General features: G+C 61.3%; 17 protein-coding genes. 13 read left to right on the top strand and 4 right to left on the bottom strand.

All coding sequences use genetic code 11. The features are described 5' to 3' along the window. Window position 1 precedes the first annotated feature (1 nt). Genes rfbG through FXN63_RS16395 form a run of 3 tightly spaced genes read right to left on the bottom strand, consistent with a single transcriptional unit; the run spans window position 2 to window position 4079 of the window. Window positions 2-1054, bottom strand: coding sequence for a CDP-glucose 4,6-dehydratase (gene rfbG, locus FXN63_RS16385; protein WP_187394922.1), 1053 nt, complete (start codon window positions 1052-1054; stop codon window positions 2-4). Further along, window positions 1054-1824, bottom strand: coding sequence for a glucose-1-phosphate cytidylyltransferase (gene rfbF, locus FXN63_RS16390; RefSeq protein ID WP_148816292.1), 771 nt, complete (start codon window positions 1822-1824; stop codon window positions 1054-1056). Before rfbF ends, rfbG begins: the two co-directional genes overlap by 1 nt. After that, a complete protein-coding gene (locus FXN63_RS16395) occupies window positions 1821-4079 on the bottom strand; it encodes a tetratricopeptide repeat protein (protein WP_148816293.1) in 2259 nt (752 codons plus the stop codon). Before FXN63_RS16395 ends, rfbF begins: the two co-directional genes overlap by 4 nt. A gap of 536 nt (window positions 4080-4615) precedes the next feature. On the opposite strand from FXN63_RS16395, the gene FXN63_RS16400 reads away from it, so the two are divergent. The 7 genes from FXN63_RS16400 (at window position 4616) to FXN63_RS16430 (ending at window position 11080) form a co-directional block, all read left to right on the top strand. Next, a complete protein-coding gene (locus tag FXN63_RS16400; protein ID WP_148816294.1) occupies window positions 4616-6160 on the top strand; it encodes a flagellin N-terminal helical domain-containing protein in 1545 nt (514 codons plus the stop codon). Window positions 6161-6413: 253 nt separating this feature from the next. Further along, complete coding sequence (locus FXN63_RS16405; RefSeq protein WP_222863929.1) at window positions 6414-6773, top strand: flagellar protein FlaG; 360 nt, start codon at window positions 6414-6416, stop codon at window positions 6771-6773. An 88-nt stretch (window positions 6774-6861) separates the two neighbouring features. After that, window positions 6862-8361, top strand: coding sequence for a flagellar filament capping protein FliD (gene fliD / locus FXN63_RS16410; protein ID WP_148816296.1), 1500 nt, complete (start codon window positions 6862-6864; stop codon window positions 8359-8361). A 122-nt stretch (window positions 8362-8483) separates the two neighbouring features. After that, window positions 8484-8888 (top strand): flagellar export chaperone FliS, encoded by a 405-nt coding sequence (gene fliS / locus FXN63_RS16415; RefSeq protein WP_148816297.1) that lies wholly within the window; start codon window positions 8484-8486, stop codon window positions 8886-8888. 73 nt (window positions 8889-8961) lie between these two features. Beyond that, window positions 8962-9261 carry a flagellar protein FliT gene (locus FXN63_RS16420; protein WP_148816298.1) on the top strand — a complete coding sequence of 100 codons (300 nt, stop codon included), beginning with the start codon at window positions 8962-8964 and terminating at the stop codon, window positions 9259-9261. Between the two features lie 65 nt (window positions 9262-9326). Next, entirely contained in the window at window positions 9327-10580 is a 1254-nt protein-coding gene (gene fliK, locus FXN63_RS16425; protein WP_148816299.1) for a flagellar hook-length control protein FliK, read from the top strand. Continuing rightward, window positions 10577-11080, top strand: coding sequence for an EscU/YscU/HrcU family type III secretion system export apparatus switch protein (locus FXN63_RS16430; protein ID WP_148816300.1), 504 nt, complete (start codon window positions 10577-10579; stop codon window positions 11078-11080). The genes fliK and FXN63_RS16430 overlap by 4 nt, the downstream gene beginning before the upstream one ends. A 156-nt stretch (window positions 11081-11236) precedes the next feature. Here FXN63_RS16430 and fliE read toward each other — a convergent pair whose 3' ends face one another. Then, complete coding sequence (gene fliE / locus FXN63_RS16435; protein ID WP_148816301.1) at window positions 11237-11578, bottom strand: flagellar hook-basal body complex protein FliE; 342 nt, start codon at window positions 11576-11578, stop codon at window positions 11237-11239. A 203-nt stretch (window positions 11579-11781) separates the two neighbouring features. Between fliE and fliF the strand changes: the two genes are divergently transcribed. Genes fliF through FXN63_RS16465 form a run of 6 tightly spaced genes read left to right on the top strand, consistent with a single transcriptional unit; the run spans window position 11782 to window position 18617 of the window. Then, entirely contained in the window at window positions 11782-13506 is a 1725-nt protein-coding gene (fliF, locus tag FXN63_RS16440) for a flagellar basal-body MS-ring/collar protein FliF (protein ID WP_148816302.1), read from the top strand. 12 nt (window positions 13507-13518) lie between these two features. Beyond that, window positions 13519-14517 (top strand): flagellar motor switch protein FliG, encoded by a 999-nt coding sequence (fliG, locus tag FXN63_RS16445; RefSeq protein ID WP_148816303.1) that lies wholly within the window; start codon window positions 13519-13521, stop codon window positions 14515-14517. Further along, entirely contained in the window at window positions 14510-15430 is a 921-nt protein-coding gene (locus FXN63_RS16450) for a flagellar assembly protein FliH (RefSeq protein ID WP_148816304.1), read from the top strand. The genes fliG and FXN63_RS16450 overlap by 8 nt, the downstream gene beginning before the upstream one ends. After that, entirely contained in the window at window positions 15427-16875 is a 1449-nt protein-coding gene (gene fliI / locus FXN63_RS16455) for a flagellar protein export ATPase FliI (protein ID WP_148816305.1), read from the top strand. Before FXN63_RS16450 ends, fliI begins: the two co-directional genes overlap by 4 nt. A gap of 12 nt (window positions 16876-16887) precedes the next feature. Beyond that, window positions 16888-17340, top strand: coding sequence for a flagellar export protein FliJ (gene fliJ / locus FXN63_RS16460; protein ID WP_148816306.1), 453 nt, complete (start codon window positions 16888-16890; stop codon window positions 17338-17340). Window positions 17341-17345: 5 nt separating this feature from the next. Beyond that, the gene (locus tag FXN63_RS16465) at window positions 17346-18617 is read left to right on the top strand and encodes a flagellar hook-length control protein FliK (protein ID WP_148816307.1); all 1272 of its coding nucleotides are present in this window, start codon (window positions 17346-17348) and stop codon (window positions 18615-18617) included. The last annotated feature ends 40 nt before the right edge of the window (window positions 18618-18657 follow it).

Consider the following 18657-nt stretch of genomic DNA (forward strand, 5'->3'; position numbering starts at 1 on the left):
GTCATTCCTCGTACTGCGCAATTTCAGCCTCACACAGATCACGCGCAAAGCCGCCGTCGTGATGTGCGCGATACCAGGCCATGGTTCGATTGACGGTCTCGGTCAGGCCCCATTTGGGACTGACGCCCAACACGTCTCGCGCCTTGGCAATTTCCAGACTGAGCAGACCTGCCTCGTGCGGTCCCTGCGATGCGGTCTCATAGTGCACGCTACCCGCGCCATAGGCGTGACGCGCCAGTTCCACAACCTCACGTACCGTGGCGGCTTCATGCGTCAGCGGGCCGAAGTTGTAGGCACTTGCCAGTTCCGGCTGCGTCCACAGGCGTTCGGCCAATGTCAGGTAAGCCGCCAGGGACGACAACACATGCTGCCAGGGGCGAATCGCCAGGGGTCGACGAATATCCAGCACCTGCCCGCTCTGCCAGGCACGAACCGCATCTGGAATCAGTCGATCTGCGGACCAGTCGCCACCCCCGATCACATTACCTGCGCGGGCGCTGGCAACGGCGACGCCTTGTGCGGCCAGGAATGCGTCACGGTAGCTGCTGATGACGATCTCGGAAGCAGCCTTGCTGGCGCTATAGGGATCATGCCCACCCAGGGGATCGTCCTCGCGATAGGGATAGACCGTCTCGTGATTGCGATACACCTTGTCCGTGGTGACCATGACCGCCACGCGCGCGGAATCCAGCCCGCGAAGCGCATCCAGCAAGTGAACGGTACCCATGATGTTGCTGGCATAGGTGCCGACAGGGTCTTGGTAACCAGGCCGCACCAGCGCCTGGGCTGCCAGGTGCAGCACGACTTCAGGACGCGCTTCTCGCACGATGCGCGCCAAGCCCTGCGCATCACGGATGTCGCAGAAGGTGCTGGTCATGCCCTGCTCGACCTTGGCCAGCTCGAACAGATTAGGCTGTGTCGATGGCGCGAGCGACACGCCAGTCAGTACCGCCCCCCGTCGTTGCAACCACAAGGACAGCCATGCTCCCTTGAATCCGGTATGGCCGGTAAGCAGTACGCGCTTACCTTGCCAGAAGCCCTGTGCAGCCGCCATTACCATTGTTTCCAGGGAGCCTTGCCGGAACTCCAGAGATCTTCCAGCAGGTTCTTTTCCCGCAGGGTATCCATGGGTTGCCAGAAACCCGTGTGCTGGAATGCCATCAGCTGGTCCTGAGCCGCCAGCCGTTCAAGCGGCGCGGCCTCCCACGAGACATCGTCACCATCGATCAGGTCGATCACCTTGGGCGACAGCACGAAGAAACCACCATTGATCAAACCGCCATCACCACGGGGCTTTTCGGTGAACCCTGCTACCTGCGCACCATCGAGCCGAATTGCGCCGTAGCGGCCCGGCGGCTGCACAGCCGAGATCGTGCCCAGTTTGCCGTGTTGCTTGTGGAAGGCAATGGATGCGGAAATATCGATGTCTGCAACGCCGTCACCATAGGTGAAGCAGAAGGCGTCTTCATCCTTGAGGTAGGCAGCAACCCGCTTCAGGCGTCCGCCCGTCATGGTGTCGTCGCCCGTATCGACCAAGGTCACGCGCCAGGGCTCGGCCTTGCGTTCGTGCACTTCCATGCTGTGCTTGCTCATGTCGAAGGTGACATCGGACATGTGCAGGAAGTAGTTGGCGAAGTATTCCTTGATCACGTAACCCTTGTAGCCGCAGCAGATGATGAATTCGTTCACGCCATGCGCCGAGTACATCTTCATGATGTGCCACAAGATAGGCTTGCCGCCGATCTCGATCATGGGCTTGGGACGCAGGTGCGTCTCCTCCGAAATCCGGGTGCCCAGACCGCCCGCCAGAATCACTGCCTTCACGCCTGACCTCCTTCACAATAAGCTTGCCACATGCGGCGATACCCGCTTTCGACGGCGTGTGCCAGGCCTGGCTCGTCCATGGCCGCACTGCGGTGCATTTCCTCGCGCAAGGTGGCGCGGATCTGCGCCAGGCGCGGCAGGTCACCAGCCAGATCGCAGGCGATCTGCAAATACCCATCGACGTCCTCGGCGATCCATTCCGCATGCCCCACCGCAGTCAACGCGCTGGCACCGACCCGGCCCACGGTCGGACGATGCTTGAGCGAGACCACCGGCAAGCCAAAATACAGGCTCTCGAACAGCGTGGTGCCCGAATTGTGGGGGAAGCAGTCGAGCATGATGTCGATGTTCGACATCGGGAGCCAGGCCGGCGAGGTGTAGTCGATGTCAAGGCGCGACGCCTCCACCCCCCGGCTGACCAGGCGGCTGCGCATCCAGTCCTGCATTTCCGGCGTGCGGAAGTCGCGGCTGTTCAGCACCAGGTGGCTGTCGGGCACCCGTCGCATCAGCTCCGCCCAGACATCGAGCAAGTCATCGTTCAGGCGGATGGCACGCGACAGCGAGCCGAAAGTGACATGGCCGCGGGCCAGCGCAGGCAACGGCGTCGGCTCGGGAAAATCGGCCGGCGGCCGATACACCAGCGCGGATGGCAGACGCCACGGAATCTCGGACAACAGGTGCTCGGAGCCTGGCGGGGTCAGCGCATCGTCGCTCAATAGATAGTCGATCGAGCGCATGCCGGTGGTGCTGACGTAACCCAGCCAGCTGACCTGGATCGGTGCCGGCTTCAGCGAGAACGCCTTCAGGCGATTGTTGGCCGTGTGGCCAGCCAGATCGACCAGGATGTCGATACCGTCCTGGCGTACCAGATCCGCCACTTCGTGGTCGCTCAGGCCACGCACGTTGCGCCAGTGATCCATGTAGCTGCGATAACGCTCGGTCATCGCGTCGGGCACCGCCACATCGGCATAAGCGAAGATTTCGAAGTCCTTGTGGCCGTGGTGCGCCAGCAGGGGCTCAAGAAAATACCGCACCGGGTGCGACTGGAAGTCGGGCGACACATAACCAATCTTCAGACGACGCCCCGGCTCGCGCGAATTGGCATGTGATGCCCATTCGCCCGGCGTGACCAGCGCATTCGCAAGCTCGTAGTCGCCGTACGCACCGAAAATTTCCTCGGCCGACAGTGTCGGGTGATAGTTAAGCGTGAACAGCAAATTGCTGAACGCTGCGCCGAAATCGGGCTTGAGTTCCAGTGCCGTGCAATGGGCAACCACTGCCTCTTCAAAGCGGCACATGTCCTGCAAGCACGTGCCAATCCCCATATAGATCATGGGCGAGGTCGGACGCAGCTTGCGAGCGTGCTCCATATATTCGAGGGCCGCCAGCGTGCGGCCGGCAATCTGCAACACCGTACCCAGGTTGACGTAGGGGTCGGCCAGCTCGGGCTGCTTGTCGATGGCATTGTTGAAGCAGTCCAGCGCTTCCTGGTCGCGCTTCTGGTCGCGCAGGATCAGACCCAGGTTGTTCCAGCTGATGGCCTGATTGGGGTCCAGTTCGAGCGCCCGCTGCAACGCGGCGATCGCCTCGTCCACCCGCCCGCGCTTGTTGCAGGCACCACCGAGATTGGTCCAGGCATCTGGCCAGTCGGGTGCAATGGCAGTCACCTGGCGGTACATGGCAATGCCCTCGTCGGTGCGATCTTGGCCGACGAAGGCATTGCCCTTCACCAAAAGCGCGAGGCGATTCAAGGGTTCATGTTTCAACGCACGCTCGGCCAGTTCGAGGGCCTCGTCGTAGCGGCCGGAATCGTTCAGGTTACCCGCCGCGTTGATCAACACATGCGGTAGGTCAGGGGCCATCGCCAAGGCCTTCATATTGGCCTCGTGCGCGCCGCTGAAATGGCCAAGGCGATTGCGGACCACGCCCAGGCAGTCCCAGATATCCAGATTATCGGGATCCAGCTCCAGTCCCTTCAGCAAGGCAGCCTCGGCCTCCGACAGGCGACCGAGATACAACCGCGCCCGACCTATTACATCCCAGCCCTTCGCCGCTTGCTGCGGAAACCGCTGCACCCATTCCTGCCCGAGGACTTCAAGCTCGGCGTAGCGACCTTCGTCATACAGGGCATTGCCACGCTGGAACAATTCGCTCAAGGCACGCCGCTGGGTCGGTGTGGTCGCCAGCAGCGCGGCCGATGGCTGGCCGTAGGAGACCTGGCCACGCGTCTTGCCGGGCGCTTTCGCTTTCTTCATTGAAACTCTCTAAGAATAGGGGTCAGGACAGGAGCGCTGCGGACGAATGAGCCTCGTTTGGCGATCCACTAGGTGGAAAAACCAAGACGGTCACCGAGGGAGTTCACCCTTCCCTACAACACGCTGTCTCCAATTGTAAAGACCTTGACCATGCCCGATCCGACGAACAAGGCCTGCCCAATAGCTCAGAGCAACCCTTAAGCCCCTGCAGTCACCCCCCGCACCACCACCTCGGCGCAGGGCACCAACACCACCAAACCCTTGACGCAAAAGGCCAAAATGCGTAAAAACCAGGACTTGCGGCAAGCCCGCGCGCAGGGCCGACACCCCACCAACCCTGCCTCCCGACTCAGTTTCTCCAGCCTGCCAAGTTTTTTTCGATTTCCCCCATCTTCTCCCCTAAAGTTCAGGAAAGAGCTTCCGTTAATTGGTTTATCGCGGCCAACTTGGCACCGTGCAACGCAGTAAGCAGCGCACTCCGCGAACCGGTCTTGAGACCGAAGCAAACCGTGTGACCGAACTCTTGGAGATGTGTCATGGCACAAGTCATCAATACCAACATCGCTTCGCTCAACGCGCAGCGCAATCTGACCTCTTCGCAAACCGCGACCCAGACCGCCATTCAGCGTCTGTCGACCGGCCTGCGTATCAACAGCGCAAAGGACGACGCAGCTGGCCTGGCCATCTCCGAGCGTTTCAAGACCCAGATCAACGGCCTGAACCAAGCTGTTCGTAACGCCAACGACGGCATCTCGCTGGCACAAACCGCTGAAGGCGCACTGGGCCAGATCGGCGACAACCTGCAACGTATCCGTACGCTGTCGGTTCAGTCGCGTAACGCCACGAACTCGCCGGAAGACCGCGCAGCACTGCAAAAAGAAGTTGCACAGCTGACCTCGGAAATCGACCGCGTTGCCAAGGGCACCGAGTTCAACGGTACCAAGCTGATCGACGGCAGCTTCACCTCGCAAGCCTTCCAAGTCGGCGCAAACCAAGGCCAGACCATCGACATCGCCGGCATCGCCAACGCGAACGTTGATTCGCTGGGTTCGTGGACCAGCGTTGTGACCAAGGCTGAAGTCAACGGCGCCGGCCCGGCCGGTACCGCAGTGGCTGCCGTCAACGGCACCGCCTCGCTGAACGCAGTGAACGCTGCTGCCACCGACGGCACCAACTTCACCTACGCCGCCAGCAGCATCAGCATCAACGGCACCTCGTTCAACGTTGCCGCTGTTACGCAAACCACCGCCACGGCTGCTCAGCAATCGCTGATCCAGAACATCAACAACGCCGTGACCACTGCCGGTCTGGCTGGCCTGACCGCTTCGACCAGCGGTGCCGGTGCCACCTCGACCGTCACGTTCACCAACGCTGGCAAGACCCCGTTCTCGATCACCGGTGACACCTTCGCTGGCACGACCACCGTCAAGGCACAAACCCCGGCATCGGCTACCTTCGCGGCCGTGAGCAACGGCGGCCTGACGATCAACGGCACCAGCCTGGGCGCAATCGGCGCAACCACCAGCGCCACCAGCCGCCTGAATCAGCTGAGCGACGCGATCAACAACCAAAGCTCCACCACCGGCGTGAGCGCAGTGATCGACGGCGGCCGTATCAAGCTGACCTCGGAAACCGGCAACATCACCGTCGGTGGCTCGCTGGGTGCTGCAGCAATGCTGACCGAAACTGGCCTGACCGCCGGCACTTCGGGCACCACGACCAACATCCCGGGCTCGACCGCCTACGCTGCTGGCAAGCAACAAGTTGGCTTCGCCAACCTGGATGTCTCGACGATCGAAGGCGCGGACAACGCAATCAAGGCAATGGACGCTGCCCTGAAGAGCGTGAACGAAGCCCGCGCTGACCTGGGCGCAATCCAGAACCGTTTCAGCTCGGTGGTTTCGAACCTGCAAACCACGTCGGAAAACTTGTCTTCGTCGCGTAGCCGCATCGTTGACGCCGACTTCGCCGAAGAAACGGCTGCAATGACCCGCAACCAGATTCTGCAACAAGCTGGTACCGCGATGTTGGCCCAAGCCAACTCGCTGCCCAACAACGTGCTGACCCTGCTGCGCGGCTGATCGGTTTGGCTGGCCAGGCAAGCTGCAAGGCTTGCCTGGTTGGACGATCCCGTCTACAAAAAGGCGAATCCTTCCGGGGATTCGCCTTTTTTACTGGTTGCCACCGCGTTTTACGCTGGCATAACGATGGTCCTAAAGTTTTTCTCCAGACCGTCCGTTAACTAGATATAAGCGCAATAGTTGCAAAACCGCATAACTCTCTTCGCGTCGCATGTGGCTGCCAAATGCCAGCGCGCCGCATCAGGAATCCGCCATGGACATCCGCTCCTCAATTCAGACGCCCGCTGCCTCGATCACGTCCAGCGCAGCCCCGGTCGTCCAGCCTCCCCCCGTGGGCTTGAAACCCGCCGCAGAGGCTGAATTGCCTACGGTAGCCGTAGACCCGGTATCCAGTGCCGATGTACAAAAGGCGACTGAGACCATCAACAGTTTCATGTCCTCCTCGGACCGCAGCCTGACGTTCAGCCTTGATGATGACAGCGGCAAAGTGGTGGTCAAGGTTGTCGATATGACCACCAAGGAAGTCATTCGCCAGTTTCCCAGCGAAGAAGCTATCGCCATCAGCAAGTCGCTGGACAAGCTGCAAGGCCTGCTGCTGAGCGACAAGGCGTAAGTCAGTCGCTTAGGTCAGTCAAGAAACGCCAGGTTCTGGCGACGAAAAGAATACGTACTACTGCGCGCAAGCGCACAAGGAGTTAACCGTGGCAAGTGTCGGCGCAGCGTTGGGTGTGGGTTCAGGGGCAGATATGACGACCCTGCTGAACAATCTGATGAAGGCAGAGAATGTTCCTCTGGTGGCGCTTCAAACAAAAGAAGCAGCAGAGCAGACGAAAATCACTGCCTACGGAACGCTCAGCTCTGCGCTGTCCGCGTTTCGGGATGCCTACGCCGCTGTGGACGAGACCAAGTTCAACACTGCCAAAGCCACCAGCAGCGATACAACTGTGGCGACGGTTACCGGGAAACTCGGGGCGTCTTCCGGCAATTTGTCCTTGAAAGTGCACAATCTGGCCACGGAAGCCAAGGTAGCAAGCGCTCGCGTGGTTGACTCGGATGGCAATGCAGCCACCAGCACCTCGACGGTCGGCGTCGGTACCATGACCTTCACCCTTGGCAAGGCAACGCAATCGCCTGCCGGGTTCGAGCCCGATACCGAGAAAGAGTCGTTCACGATCAACATCGGTTCGGATCAAGCCTCGCTTGCGGGCATCCGCGATGCAGTCAACGCCCAAGGCCGTGGCGTTACCGCCGCCATTGTCAACGATGGCACGGGCGCACGACTGGTGTTTTCCTCGACCAAGACCGGCGAGCAAAGCAACTTCAAGATCGAGACTTCAGGTCCTGCAAACGGCGACGGCCCCGGCCTGGCACAGTTTGCCTACGACCCGGCACAGCCCGGCCCGGCAGCCTCCAGCCCTTCGCAGCTGACGTTTGGCGTCAACGCCTCGATCACGCTGGACGGCATGGATATCAGCAGCCCCAACAATGTACTGACCGATACCATCGACGGCTTGAACATCACCTTGCTCAAAGGTGGGGTCACTGATGGAGTAACCGCATCCACGACCATCACTGTGTCGCAGGACAATGCCGGCGCAAAAGCGGCCGTGACTACGCTAGCCACCGCGTACAACACCTTGCTTGCGACCACTAAAAGACTGTCGCTGTCGGTGCCGCAAGATCCCGGTTCGACGGCTGCACGTACAGACGGCCCGCTGTCTGGCGATGCCACGATTCGCTCCCTGATGAATCAGATCAAGGCCGCGATCACCGCACCGATGGAAGGTGCTACTGCGCCCTACAGCTCGCTGGGTGCGATTGGCATGGAATTCCAGAAGGACGGCACGCTCAAGCTGAACGAAACACGTTTCGATGAAGCCATGGCCGCAGACCGTACTGCGGTGACCAAGCTGTTCACCAAAGTACCCAACGGCGAAGGCTCCGAAGGGATCACTACCGCCATCGCTTCCTTGGTCACGCCTATGATCGCTGATGGTGGTCAAGTCAAGAGCCGCATCGACAGCCTGACGACGGTAACCAAGCAGTTGCAAGCGCAGCAGACGTCCATGTCGGCACGTCTGGTGCAGATCGAGGCCCGCTACCGGGCACAGTTCACAGCCCTGGACCAGATGCTGACCAGCATGACCAGCACCAGCACGTTCCTGAGCCAGCAAATCGACGCCATGGCGTCATTGCGCTGACAGGCATCGTCCTAATTGACACGTTTTTTTGGTCAAGCTCGACTTTTAGAGATTCCCGCTAAAAGTCAGAAAACAGATAAGCTACTGACTAGTCAGGTCAAGTCGGGCGCGAGGAGAAGATAGTGCAAGGATTCGGCAGTTTTGGCGCACGCGCCTACGCCAGCGTCGGCGTCGAGACCAAGGTAACCAGCTCCAATCCGCATGCGCTTGTGCTGATGCTGTTCGACGGCGCACTCGACTCCGTGCAACGCGCGCTTGTCTGCCTGGAAGAGAAAGACATTCCAGGCAAGGCCAAAGCAATCGTGCGCGCTGACCGGATCATCAGTGAAGGACTGCGTGCCAGCCTGGACCCCAGCACCGGGGGTCAGTTGGCCGAACGCCTGGAAGCCTTGTATGACTACATGAGTCGGCGTCTGGTTGTCGCCAATGCAGGCAACGATCCGGACGCGCTTCTCGAAGTGCAAAAGCTGCTGCGCGAACTGCGTGGCGCATGGGCGGAGATTTCGCCTACGGCCCAGGCGGCCTGAGACTGGTGCCATCGGCAACGATATCGCCTGAGGTTCAAGCCATTTTTGAAATCCCGATTCAGTGACGCGTACCATGCACAGTTACCAACAGCTTTCCGATCTCAGCGTTGTCATGCTGGAAGCAGCGCGTCGCGGTGATTGGGACACAGTCACCAGCACCGAGCGCATCTGCGCCCGCGTGATCGGTGATCTGCGTCAATATCCGGACCCGGCCCCGGTCAACGATGTCGAGCATGAAGAGCGCATGCGTCTGCTTCGCACCATCCTGGCCAACGACGCGGAAGTGCGTGATCTGGCGCAACCCTGGATGCGCGAACTGGAACGGATTCTGCAATCCAGCAAACGGCGCCCGGCCATCCCCAGCTTTCGCTGATTCCACCCCGGCGCGTTGACTGTCTTTTCGACGCGTGTTCGACAAGTACCTAGCTAAGGATGTGAATGGCAACCGAAATGCCGCCCACCAGGCCGGTTGCCACTGTTGCACCGCTTAGCCCCTGGGATCGCCGCGAAGATCCCCGCCAGGCCGTTCTGGCCCGACTGCTCTCCCCCGACGGTCGCCCGCTTCCCGTTGCCGCTACCGATGCTGCCCCCACTGCGGGCGGCTTGGTTCGTGCACGCCTGATCGAAGCACGCGCCGGCAATGAAGCGCTGGTCGACATTGAAGGCAAGCCTTTCCTGATTCGTACTCGCCTGCCCCTGCCAATGGGCGCAAGCGTATTGCTGCGCATCATCGACCCAGGTGTAGACGACGCCGAGGCTGCACGTGGCGACGGACGCGCAGCAGCTGTTGATGCGAAGGGAAAGACCGGCGGCCCGGCACGCGTAGGTGTCGAGACAGCGGTTGATGACACGGCTGCTACCGAGGACGCCGATGGCGTCGCACCGCAGCGCGCGGTCAACACCGGCCCCAAGCTAGAGACATTGCTGTCCACCACTGGTGATGCGCGTGTGCGCGTCAGTGGCACGGCACGACTGATGTCCGAATTGGCGTCACCTGCGGCAGCGCAGCCCAAGATGATTCAGGTTGCCCCACTGGGCGGTGCGGAACAGGCCGATCCGTCTCGGGCTGCGCAACACCTGCAAAATGCCGTGGAAAAGTCCGGGCTTTTCTATGAATCGCACGTTCAGGCCTGGAGCGAAGGCCGTCGCGCCCTGGAAAGCCTGCGTGCCGAACCGCAAGGCAGCCTGCCGCAACACGCCAATTCCGCACTCAGTGCGGAAGAACAATCTGCCCTGCCCGAGCCCCGCGCGTTGAATGCGGCGCTGGCATCGATTCCTGCCAGCGTTCGCCCGTTGGTACAGGAACAGATCGCCCTGCTGGAAACCGGGCAACTGGGTTTGCAGGGCACTTGGCAAGGACAGGCGTTTTCCGTGCTGATCGAGCCTGACGAGCAAAACGACAACAAGCACATTCTGCCAAGCGAGCAGCTGGCGAACTGGCGCGTACGCATCGATATGGAAACGCCGAATCTGGGCCGTTTGCAAATAGAGATTGGCCTGGCCGGCGAAGCGGCCAGTGTGCGCGTGCGCGCCGAAGATGCTCAAACCGCCCGAACCACGCTGGGCGCACAGACCGGCGACCTGCTTCAGGCGCTGGATGCACGCGGTCTGCGCATGCAGGAATTGGCTATCGACAGAGTACCGCTGGCTGCGCGCAAGGCAGCAACTGACATTACGCCGGAGGATGCATGAACTTGCGTAACCGGCATACCGGCGGGCCGCAAAGCCCGGGCCAGGCAGGCGCGATCGGCAAAGACGCCAATCTGCCTGCGGGTGATTCTCGTACCCGTGCGGTCGCGTTGCGTTATGAACACGCGCGCGGCGCACCGTCGGTGGTTGCCAAAGGCACTGGCATCGTGGCCGATGAGATATTGCGTCGCGCAGAAGAAGCCGGCGTATTCGTGCACAAGTCGCGCGAACTGGTCGGCATGCTGATGCAGGTGGACCTGGATGCACGCGTGCCGCCGGCGCTTTATACCGCCGTGGCCGAGATCCTTGCCTGGGTTTATCGGCAGGATGAACGTGTTGCGCAACGCCTGGGACCGCTGCAAGGAGTCCCCGGTGGTAGCGTCCCGCCTGGAGCGGCACCGAATCTGCCCGCCCTGCCAAGCTTGAGCAAGCCGACAAGCAAGCCCGTCAGCAAACTGGCACCGACGGCGAAACCCAAATCGCCGAATCAGCTGAAACGTTGAAACCACGCGTTGAAACCATGCGTTGAAACCAAACGCTGAATTACCTGCACAAGCACACCCCAACCAAGCGTGAGCCTGTGCAGACAACAAGCCAGGCCGCTTGACGCGGCCTGGGCTGAACTCAAACAGGTCTTGAAACGAGCGTTGGAACGCGCCTCAGACCGGCATGTTCATCACATCGTTATAAGCCGCCACAACCTTGTTGCGGGCTTGCGCCAACATTTGCACAGACAGGCTGGCCTTGTTCATGGCGACCATGGTTTCTTCAATACCAACCGTCGGATCACCAGACTGATAAGCCTGTTGCATGGCTTTCGATGCGGTCTGGCTTTTGTGTACGCCGTCGATAGCTTCGGACAGCAGCGTCGAGAAGCTGAACTTGTCGTCCTTGCCTCCCATTTGCGACAAGGCGTCGGGATGGCCCAGCATCTGCGCGGCGCGCGTCATGCCGGTACTGGCGGTTTCCTGGCCCATCAGGGCGGCAATGCGATCGACCATGACATGACCTCTATCATCTAACGGTTCAATGGATGAGGGATATTAATGGTCGGGTTGTACTTTCCAGGAAGCGAAGTACAGCGCAAAACACCGCTTGTTCCAGCTTTAGGAAAAGCAAACATGCTTCGACAATGGTGACCGATTGTTAACAGGTCGGCGCTGCGCCGATCACGTTTCCCGACACAGGCTGCACCGCGCAATACATGGCTGAAGAATTCACCGCTCCCGCTTCACCCCCGCCTGCCGGCAACGCCCTGCAGGAAGCGTACGGCCGTCTGTCGACCCGACACCGCTTGGCGCTGTTCCTTGGGGTACCCCTCCTGCTGGCGCTGATCGTCGCTTCCTTGCTGTGGACACGCGAACCTGACTACAAAGTCTTGTTCAGCGGCTTGTCCGACAAGGACGGCGGTGCCATCCTGACCTCTCTTGCGCAGCAGAACGTGCCGTACAAGATGGCAGAGAACGGCACGGCGATCCTGGTCCCGGCCAATCATGTTCACGAAACCCGTTTGCGTCTTGCATCGCAAGGCCTGCCGCGTGGCGGCAACGTCGGTTTCGAACTGATGGAAAATGCCCGACTGGGTCTGACCCAGTTCCAGGAACAGGTCAATTACCAACGCGCGCTTGAAGGCGAGCTGTCGCGTTCGATCCAGAGCCTGGGCACCGTACAGTCTGCCCGTGTTCATCTGGCCATCCCGAAGCCCAGCATTTTCCTGCGTGAACAGAACAAGCCCAGCGCCTCGGTGCTGGTGCAGCTCTATAACGGCCGGGCGCTGGATCGCGGTCAGGTCGAAGGCATCGTGCATCTGGTGTCGTCGTCTGTGCCGGAACTGACGCCGAGCGCGGTCAGCATCATCGACCAGAACGGCAATCTGCTGTCGGCCGAATCGAAGACCAACGGTCTGGATTCCACGCAGATCCAGTACGTGCACGAACTCGAGCGTCAATACGCCCAGCGCATTACCGCGCTGCTGAATCCGATCGTGGGTGCCGCCAACGTGCGTGCCCAGGTTGCCGTAGACGTTGACTTCAGCCAGCTTGAACGGACAGAAGAAACCTTCAAGCCCAACACCGACCAGACGCAAGCCTCCATTCGCAGCATGCAGACGTCGGACTCGTCTGCGCCGGGCAACCAGGCTGCCCAGGGTGTGCCGGGTGCGCTGACCAATGCGCCTGGTGGCAACAACGTGGCTGCGCCGGTAACCGGTGCGGGCGTTGCCACCAACCCGAATGCGCCGCCGACACCTGCTCAGGCAGCCGCCGCAGCGGCAGCAGCCAATACCGCCGCACAGACCCAGATGGCGCTGGCGCAGGCCAATCGCTCGACGCAGCGCGCCAATACGACCAACTACGAAGTCGACAAGAGCGTGGTTTACACCCGCGAGCCGACGGGTCGTGTTCGTCGCTTGTCGGCTGCTGTGGTCGTCAACAACCGCATGACCGAAGTCGATGGCAAGCAGGTCAGCACGCCGCTGTCCAAGGCTGAAATCGACCAGATCAATGCGGTGGTGCGCGAAGCAGTGGGTGCATCGAACGAGCGTCGCGATTCGGTTTCTGTCGTGAACATGCCGTTCAATGCCCCGGCCGATCCGGTCGGACCTGAATTGCCCTTGTGGCAGCAGCCCTGGGCCATCGACCTGGCCAAGAGCGTGGGCCTTGCCTTGTTGATCGCCGGTATTGCGCTGTATCTGATCTTTGGTGTGATTCGCCCCGCAGTGCGTCAGCTGACCTCGCCGCCGCCGCCACCCGAACCCGTGGCAGAGCCTGGTCAGATCGATCTGAACGGCATTCCAGGCGCGGTCGAAAACGACGAACTGACGCTGGTGCAAGGCAACGATCCGCTCGACTCGGCCCGTCAGCTCGCGCGCGACAATCCTGAAGCAGTTGCCAATGTCCTCCGGCAGTGGGTTAACGGCGGCAACGCATAAGAGAAAACGAACATGGCAGATGATCAAGGCGTCGACGACGGTGCCGTATTTCTGTTGACGCTGGGGGAAGAGGAAGCAGCCAATGTGTTGCGTCACCTTCCGCCGCGCGACGTACAAAAGCTGGGCGCTGCGATGGCGAACATGCGCAACGTGCCGCGTGACCGCATCAACGCAGTGCTGGCGCGTTTCCATAACGACGCACAGATGCAGACCGGCGTGGGCACCGATGCCGATGCCTACCTGCGCAGTGTGCTGACCAAAGCCCTGGGTACCGACAAGGCTGGCTTCCTGATCGAGCGGATCTTGCATACCGGTGACACCACCGGTATTGAGAGCTTGAAGTGGATGGACCCTGCCAGTGTGGCGGAACTGATCCGCAGCGAGCATCCGCAGATCATTGCGTCGATTCTCGTGCACTTGGAAGCGGATCAGGCTGCTGCCATTTTGAACCGACTCACCGATCGCTTGCGCAGCGACGTGTTGTTGCGTATCGCCACGCTCGACGGCATTCAGCCGTCTGCGCTGCGCGAACTCAACGACGTGCTGCTGAAGATGCTGTCCGGCAACGAACAGGTCAAGCGCGCGAAGCTGGGTGGTATCAAGACGGCAGCAGAAATTCTCAACTTCGTGGGTACGACGTCCGAGGCGATGATTCTTGAGTCGGTGCGCGGCTTCGATGCCGACCTGGCGCAGAAGATCGTCGACGAAATGTTCACCTTCGACAACCTCAACGACGTGGACGATCGCGGCATTCAGACCATGCTGCGCGAAGTGCCCAACGAAGTGCTGGTGGTTGCGCTCAAGGGTGCAAGCATCGAGTTGCGCGAAAAGATGTTGCGCAACATGCCCAAGCGCGCGGGCGAACAGCTGCGCGACGACTTGGAAGCCAAGGGTCCCATGCGTGTGTCGGAAGTCGAGACCCAGCAGAAGGAAATTCTCAAGATCGTGCGTCGTCTGGCCGAGGAAGGCCAGCTGGTGCTGACGGCCGCTGGTGAAGACGACTATGTCTGATGAACGCCTGCTGCAACCTGGTCGGATCCTGAAGGCCGAAGAGGCCCTGGATCTGCCGGTGTGGCAGATCCAACCCTTCGCTGGCGGGATCGAAACCGCCCGCGAAGAGCAGCGCATCGAAGCAGCAAAAATTGCTGCCAAGCGCGAAGCAGAACTTGCGGCCAAAGCGGCTGCCGATGCCGCCGCCGCAGCGAAGGCCGCGACCATGGTGCCAGTGATGACACCGGAAGAACGCGAACGCGTGCGGCGCGAAGCCTTCGACGAAGGTTATGCGGCTGGCTACGACCAGGGGATCACAGCGGCAATTGCCGAGGTTCAGCGCCTGGAAGCCGTCGCACGCAACGCCGGTACGGCATTCACTGAATTCGAAGAAAAGCTTGCCCCGCAATTGCTGGCGCTGGCAACCGCCATTGCCCGTCAGATCGTGCGACGTGAAATCGCTATCGACAAGCAGGTGGTTCTGCCGGTCATGCGCGAAGCGTTCGAGCAACTGACGGGTAGCGAAACCGGCAAGCAGCTCTTCCTGAATCCCGCCGACGTGGAACTGGTGCGCGCGCATCTGAGTGAAGATGCAGGCACGGCCCCGTGGCGTATCGTTGAAGACGCTCGCATTGAATCGGGTGGTTGCCGCATTTCGACAAGGGAGTCGGAAATCGACGCCACGGTCGAGACCCGCTGGCGGCGAACCGTGGCAGCGTTGGGCGATCCCCTGCTTTGGCGCGATGCCGAGGCAGGTGACCAAGATGCCGCCGCCGCTCACGCCTCGAATGATTTCGGTTCGGTAGCGTCGATGGCTTTGTCGAGCATGCCGGCGGCCGCGCCTGCTGCCCGTGAAGGCAGCGCCACGCAGGCTGCTGACAGCATCGCCATCAAAACGGGGCCCGCATTGGGCGACACAGCGGACCAATCATGACCCAGGCCGTTGACGCACCGACCACCGCAGGTCGCCTGGAAGATTTCCTGAGCGACTGCACCAGCACGATTGGCGGAAACTCGCCCATCGAAGTGACCGGCAAGCTCACACGCGCAGCCGGCCTGGTGCTTGAAGCCATGGGCCTGAAGCTGTCGGTGGGCAGCACCTGCGTCATCCGCCAAGGCAAACAAGTGGGTGCCGAGGCGGAAGTGGTCGGCTTCAACGGCGAGCGCCTGTTTTTGATGCCCTCGACCGAAATGCAAGGCCTGACGGCGGGCGCGCAGGTATCGCCCGAAGAGCCAGGGGTGTTGATGCCCCCTTACCAGGTCTCGGGACGCATTCGTCCGTCAGTGGCTGCGCATGGCGAAGAGCGCACCAAGCATCTGCCGGTGGGTGAATCCATGCTGGGCCGGGTTGTGGACGGCGCAGGCCGCCCCCTGGACCGCCTGGGCCCGCTGAACACCACAGCGCGTGCTCCGCTTGGCGCAAAGCCGCTCAACCCGATTGAAAGAACCCCGATTGACCGACCGCTTGACGTCGGTGTGCGCGCCATCAACAGCATGTTGACGGTGGGCCGTGGCCAGCGCATGGGCTTGTTCGCCGGTTCCGGCGTGGGCAAGAGCGTGTTGCTGGGCATGATGGCCCGCTACACCGAGGCCGACATCACGGTCGTCGGTCTGATCGGCGAGCGTGGCCGCGAAGTGAAGGAATTCATCGACCAGATTCTGGGACCGGAAGGCATGGCCCGCTCGGTCGTGGTGGCGGCACCTGCCGATGCGGCACCGCTGATGCGCTTGCAAGGTGCGGCTTACGCCACGGTGCTGGCCGAATATTTCCGTGACCAGGGCAAGAACGTGTTGCTGATCATGGATTCGCTGACACGTTACGCCATGGCACAGCGCGAAATCGCCCTGGCCATCGGCGAGCCGCCTGCCACCAAGGGCTATCCGCCGTCGGTCTTTGCCAAGTTGCCGGCGCTGGTGGAACGCGCGGGCAACGGCACCGATGGCAAGGGGTCCATCACCGCCTTCTATACTGTGCTGACCGAAGGCGATGACCAGCAAGATCCGATTGCCGACTCGGCACGTGCAATTCTGGACGGCCACATCGTGCTGAATCGTGCGTTGGCTGAAACCGGGCACTATCCGGCCATCGATATCGAGCAATCGATTTCGCGGGCCATGCACAACATCACGGACCACGACCATCAGAAGTCGGCCCGTGTACTGAAGAATCTGTTCTCCCGCTTCCAGCGCTCGCGCGACCTGATCCAGGTCGGTGCCTATGTGCCCGGCAGCGACCCTGAGCTCGACCGTGCGATTACCGCACAGTCGTCCATCAGTGCCTTTTTGCAGCAAGACATTCTTGAGCAGTCGCCTTACCCGGTGGCCTGCGCCCAGCTGGACAAGCTGGCCAAGCAATACGGCACGCCGCAGGCGCAATAAGGAGCACATGACATGGCCAGCCAATCGACACTGGATACGCTCATCGAGCTTGCGCGCGATCGCAAGACCGACGCAGCCCAGGAGTTCGCGAAAGCGGTGGCGCGCGCGCAACAGTCCAAGCAACGCCTGCAGTTGCTGCAGAACTATCGTGGCGAATATGAAACCCGCATGCGCACACAGGCTGGTGTGGGTATCGGCGGCGCGCAGATCGCCAACTACAATCGCTTCATTGCGCAGTTGACCGATGCTTACGAACAACAGGAATTGGAAATTGCGCAGTGCGAAGCACTGGTAGAACACACGCGGCTCGCCTTTCTGGCTGAAGAGCGCAAACTGAAATCATTTGAAATACTTGCCGACCGTGCCGAGCAGCGTCAGACTGCCTCGGAGGCCAAGCGCACCCAGAAACAGTTTGATGAGTTTGCCGCGCGCGCAGCGTTTGCGGGCACGAACTCGAGGTTTTAACACTCATGACCACCGTATCCTCGCCCAACGCCGACATCGCGCAGCAGACTCGTACTGCGGCCAATCGCGCCTCGTCCTCGTCGACCACGGCAAAGCCCGACGAACAGCCCGCAGACCCGTTTGCGGCCCTGTTCGACGCGGCCATGCTGCTGCAGACAGAACCAACCCCTGCCCCGGTCGTTTCAACGACCGACAAGGCAGGTGCCGACACCTCGCTGACCGACGACGCGTCGACGACCGCAGAGGCGCCTGTTGATGTGGCTACCCTGCTGGCATCCATGCCCTGGGCCGCGCCCACGGATGCTGTCGTAGCGAAACCTGTCGAGGCAGCACCCGAGGCCAGCGACGACGCTGCAGCAGGTCTGGCAGCATCGGAGTTGCCTGCCACCGACACGGCAACCCTGGACCCCGCAACCATCGTTGCCATCCCGACTCCGGAAACCGCGTCGATGGTCAATCAGATGGGCCCGGCCAACGTGGCCGCCAGCGGCGTGCGCCGTGCTGGTCAGGCGCTTGGTGCCACGACCAGCGGTGTCGAGGCACGCAGCACCAGTGCCAGCGACACGGACGCCGATATCAAGACCGGCCAGGCCGCCGACGACAGCATCGATGCTTCGCCGCTGGCCAACGCCACGGCCATCGAGATGGCAGCAGCAGCCAACGCCGCCAGCGCACGCAACGTCAATGCAGGCAATACCGGCACGGGTGGCAACCCCGAGGCCAATACCGCCGCATCGGGTGTGCTCGCCAGCAACACCCATGCAAGCTCGACGCCGGTTGCGGCAGCAGCAACCCCTGCCACGGCTCGCCAGGAAGTCCCGACCGTGCCCGGCCCGCCAGTGCCCCTGCACGCGCCGCAGCTTCAGAATCGGGTTGATGACGCCGTACGCTGGATGAGCACGCAAAGCATCCAGACCGCTCAGATCCGTGTGACGCCCGAGAACATGGGGCCGATCACCGTGCACGTTCGCATGGACGGCGATACCGCCAATGTCACGTTCAGCAGCGAACATGCACAAACTCGCCAGGTGCTGGAGGCGTCGATGGGTGGCCTTCGCACCGCACTTGGCGAAGATGGCCTGCAACTTGGCCAGGCGCAGGTCGGTAGCGAACAGCAGAACCAGCAGGCCTTCGCGGCTTTTGCCAACTCGAGTGGCGACGATCGTCGCGCTCGCCAGGCAGCCGCCGATCGCATGCAAGCTACCGTCAGCGCACTCAGCGGACGGTCGGAACCTGTCGTCCAATCCGGCAACGGACTGGTCGACTTGTACGCTTGAGGGTTTGATTCATTCGCTGCCCGGGCGATAAGCCCGGGTT

It is taken from the genome of Pigmentiphaga aceris (assembly GCF_008119665.1).
GTDB classification, from domain to species: domain Bacteria; phylum Pseudomonadota; class Gammaproteobacteria; order Burkholderiales; family Burkholderiaceae_B; genus Pigmentiphaga; species Pigmentiphaga aceris.

What these genes read in the sequence shown, in the direction of transcription:
- rfbG (WP_187394922.1), bottom strand. Translation starts at nt 1,054, where the DNA reads ATGGCGGCTGCACAGGGCTTCTGGCAAGGTAAGCGCGTACTGCTTACC.
- FXN63_RS16395 (WP_148816293.1), bottom strand. Translation starts at nt 4,079, where the DNA reads ATGAAGAAAGCGAAAGCGCCCGGCAAGACGCGTGGCCAGGTCTCCTAC.
- FXN63_RS16400 (WP_148816294.1), top strand. Translation starts at nt 4,616, where the DNA reads ATGGCACAAGTCATCAATACCAACATCGCTTCGCTCAACGCGCAGCGC.
- FXN63_RS16405 (WP_222863929.1), top strand. Translation starts at nt 6,414, where the DNA reads ATGGACATCCGCTCCTCAATTCAGACGCCCGCTGCCTCGATCACGTCC.
- FXN63_RS16420 (WP_148816298.1), top strand. Translation starts at nt 8,962, where the DNA reads ATGCACAGTTACCAACAGCTTTCCGATCTCAGCGTTGTCATGCTGGAA.
- fliK (WP_148816299.1), top strand. Translation starts at nt 9,327, where the DNA reads ATGGCAACCGAAATGCCGCCCACCAGGCCGGTTGCCACTGTTGCACCG.
- FXN63_RS16430 (WP_148816300.1), top strand. Translation starts at nt 10,577, where the DNA reads ATGAACTTGCGTAACCGGCATACCGGCGGGCCGCAAAGCCCGGGCCAG.
- fliE (WP_148816301.1), bottom strand. Translation starts at nt 11,578, where the DNA reads ATGGTCGATCGCATTGCCGCCCTGATGGGCCAGGAAACCGCCAGTACC.
- fliF (WP_148816302.1), top strand. Translation starts at nt 11,782, where the DNA reads ATGGCTGAAGAATTCACCGCTCCCGCTTCACCCCCGCCTGCCGGCAAC.
- fliG (WP_148816303.1), top strand. Translation starts at nt 13,519, where the DNA reads ATGGCAGATGATCAAGGCGTCGACGACGGTGCCGTATTTCTGTTGACG.
- FXN63_RS16450 (WP_148816304.1), top strand. Translation starts at nt 14,510, where the DNA reads ATGTCTGATGAACGCCTGCTGCAACCTGGTCGGATCCTGAAGGCCGAA.
- fliI (WP_148816305.1), top strand. Translation starts at nt 15,427, where the DNA reads ATGACCCAGGCCGTTGACGCACCGACCACCGCAGGTCGCCTGGAAGAT.
- fliJ (WP_148816306.1), top strand. Translation starts at nt 16,888, where the DNA reads ATGGCCAGCCAATCGACACTGGATACGCTCATCGAGCTTGCGCGCGAT.
- FXN63_RS16465 (WP_148816307.1), top strand. Translation starts at nt 17,346, where the DNA reads ATGACCACCGTATCCTCGCCCAACGCCGACATCGCGCAGCAGACTCGT.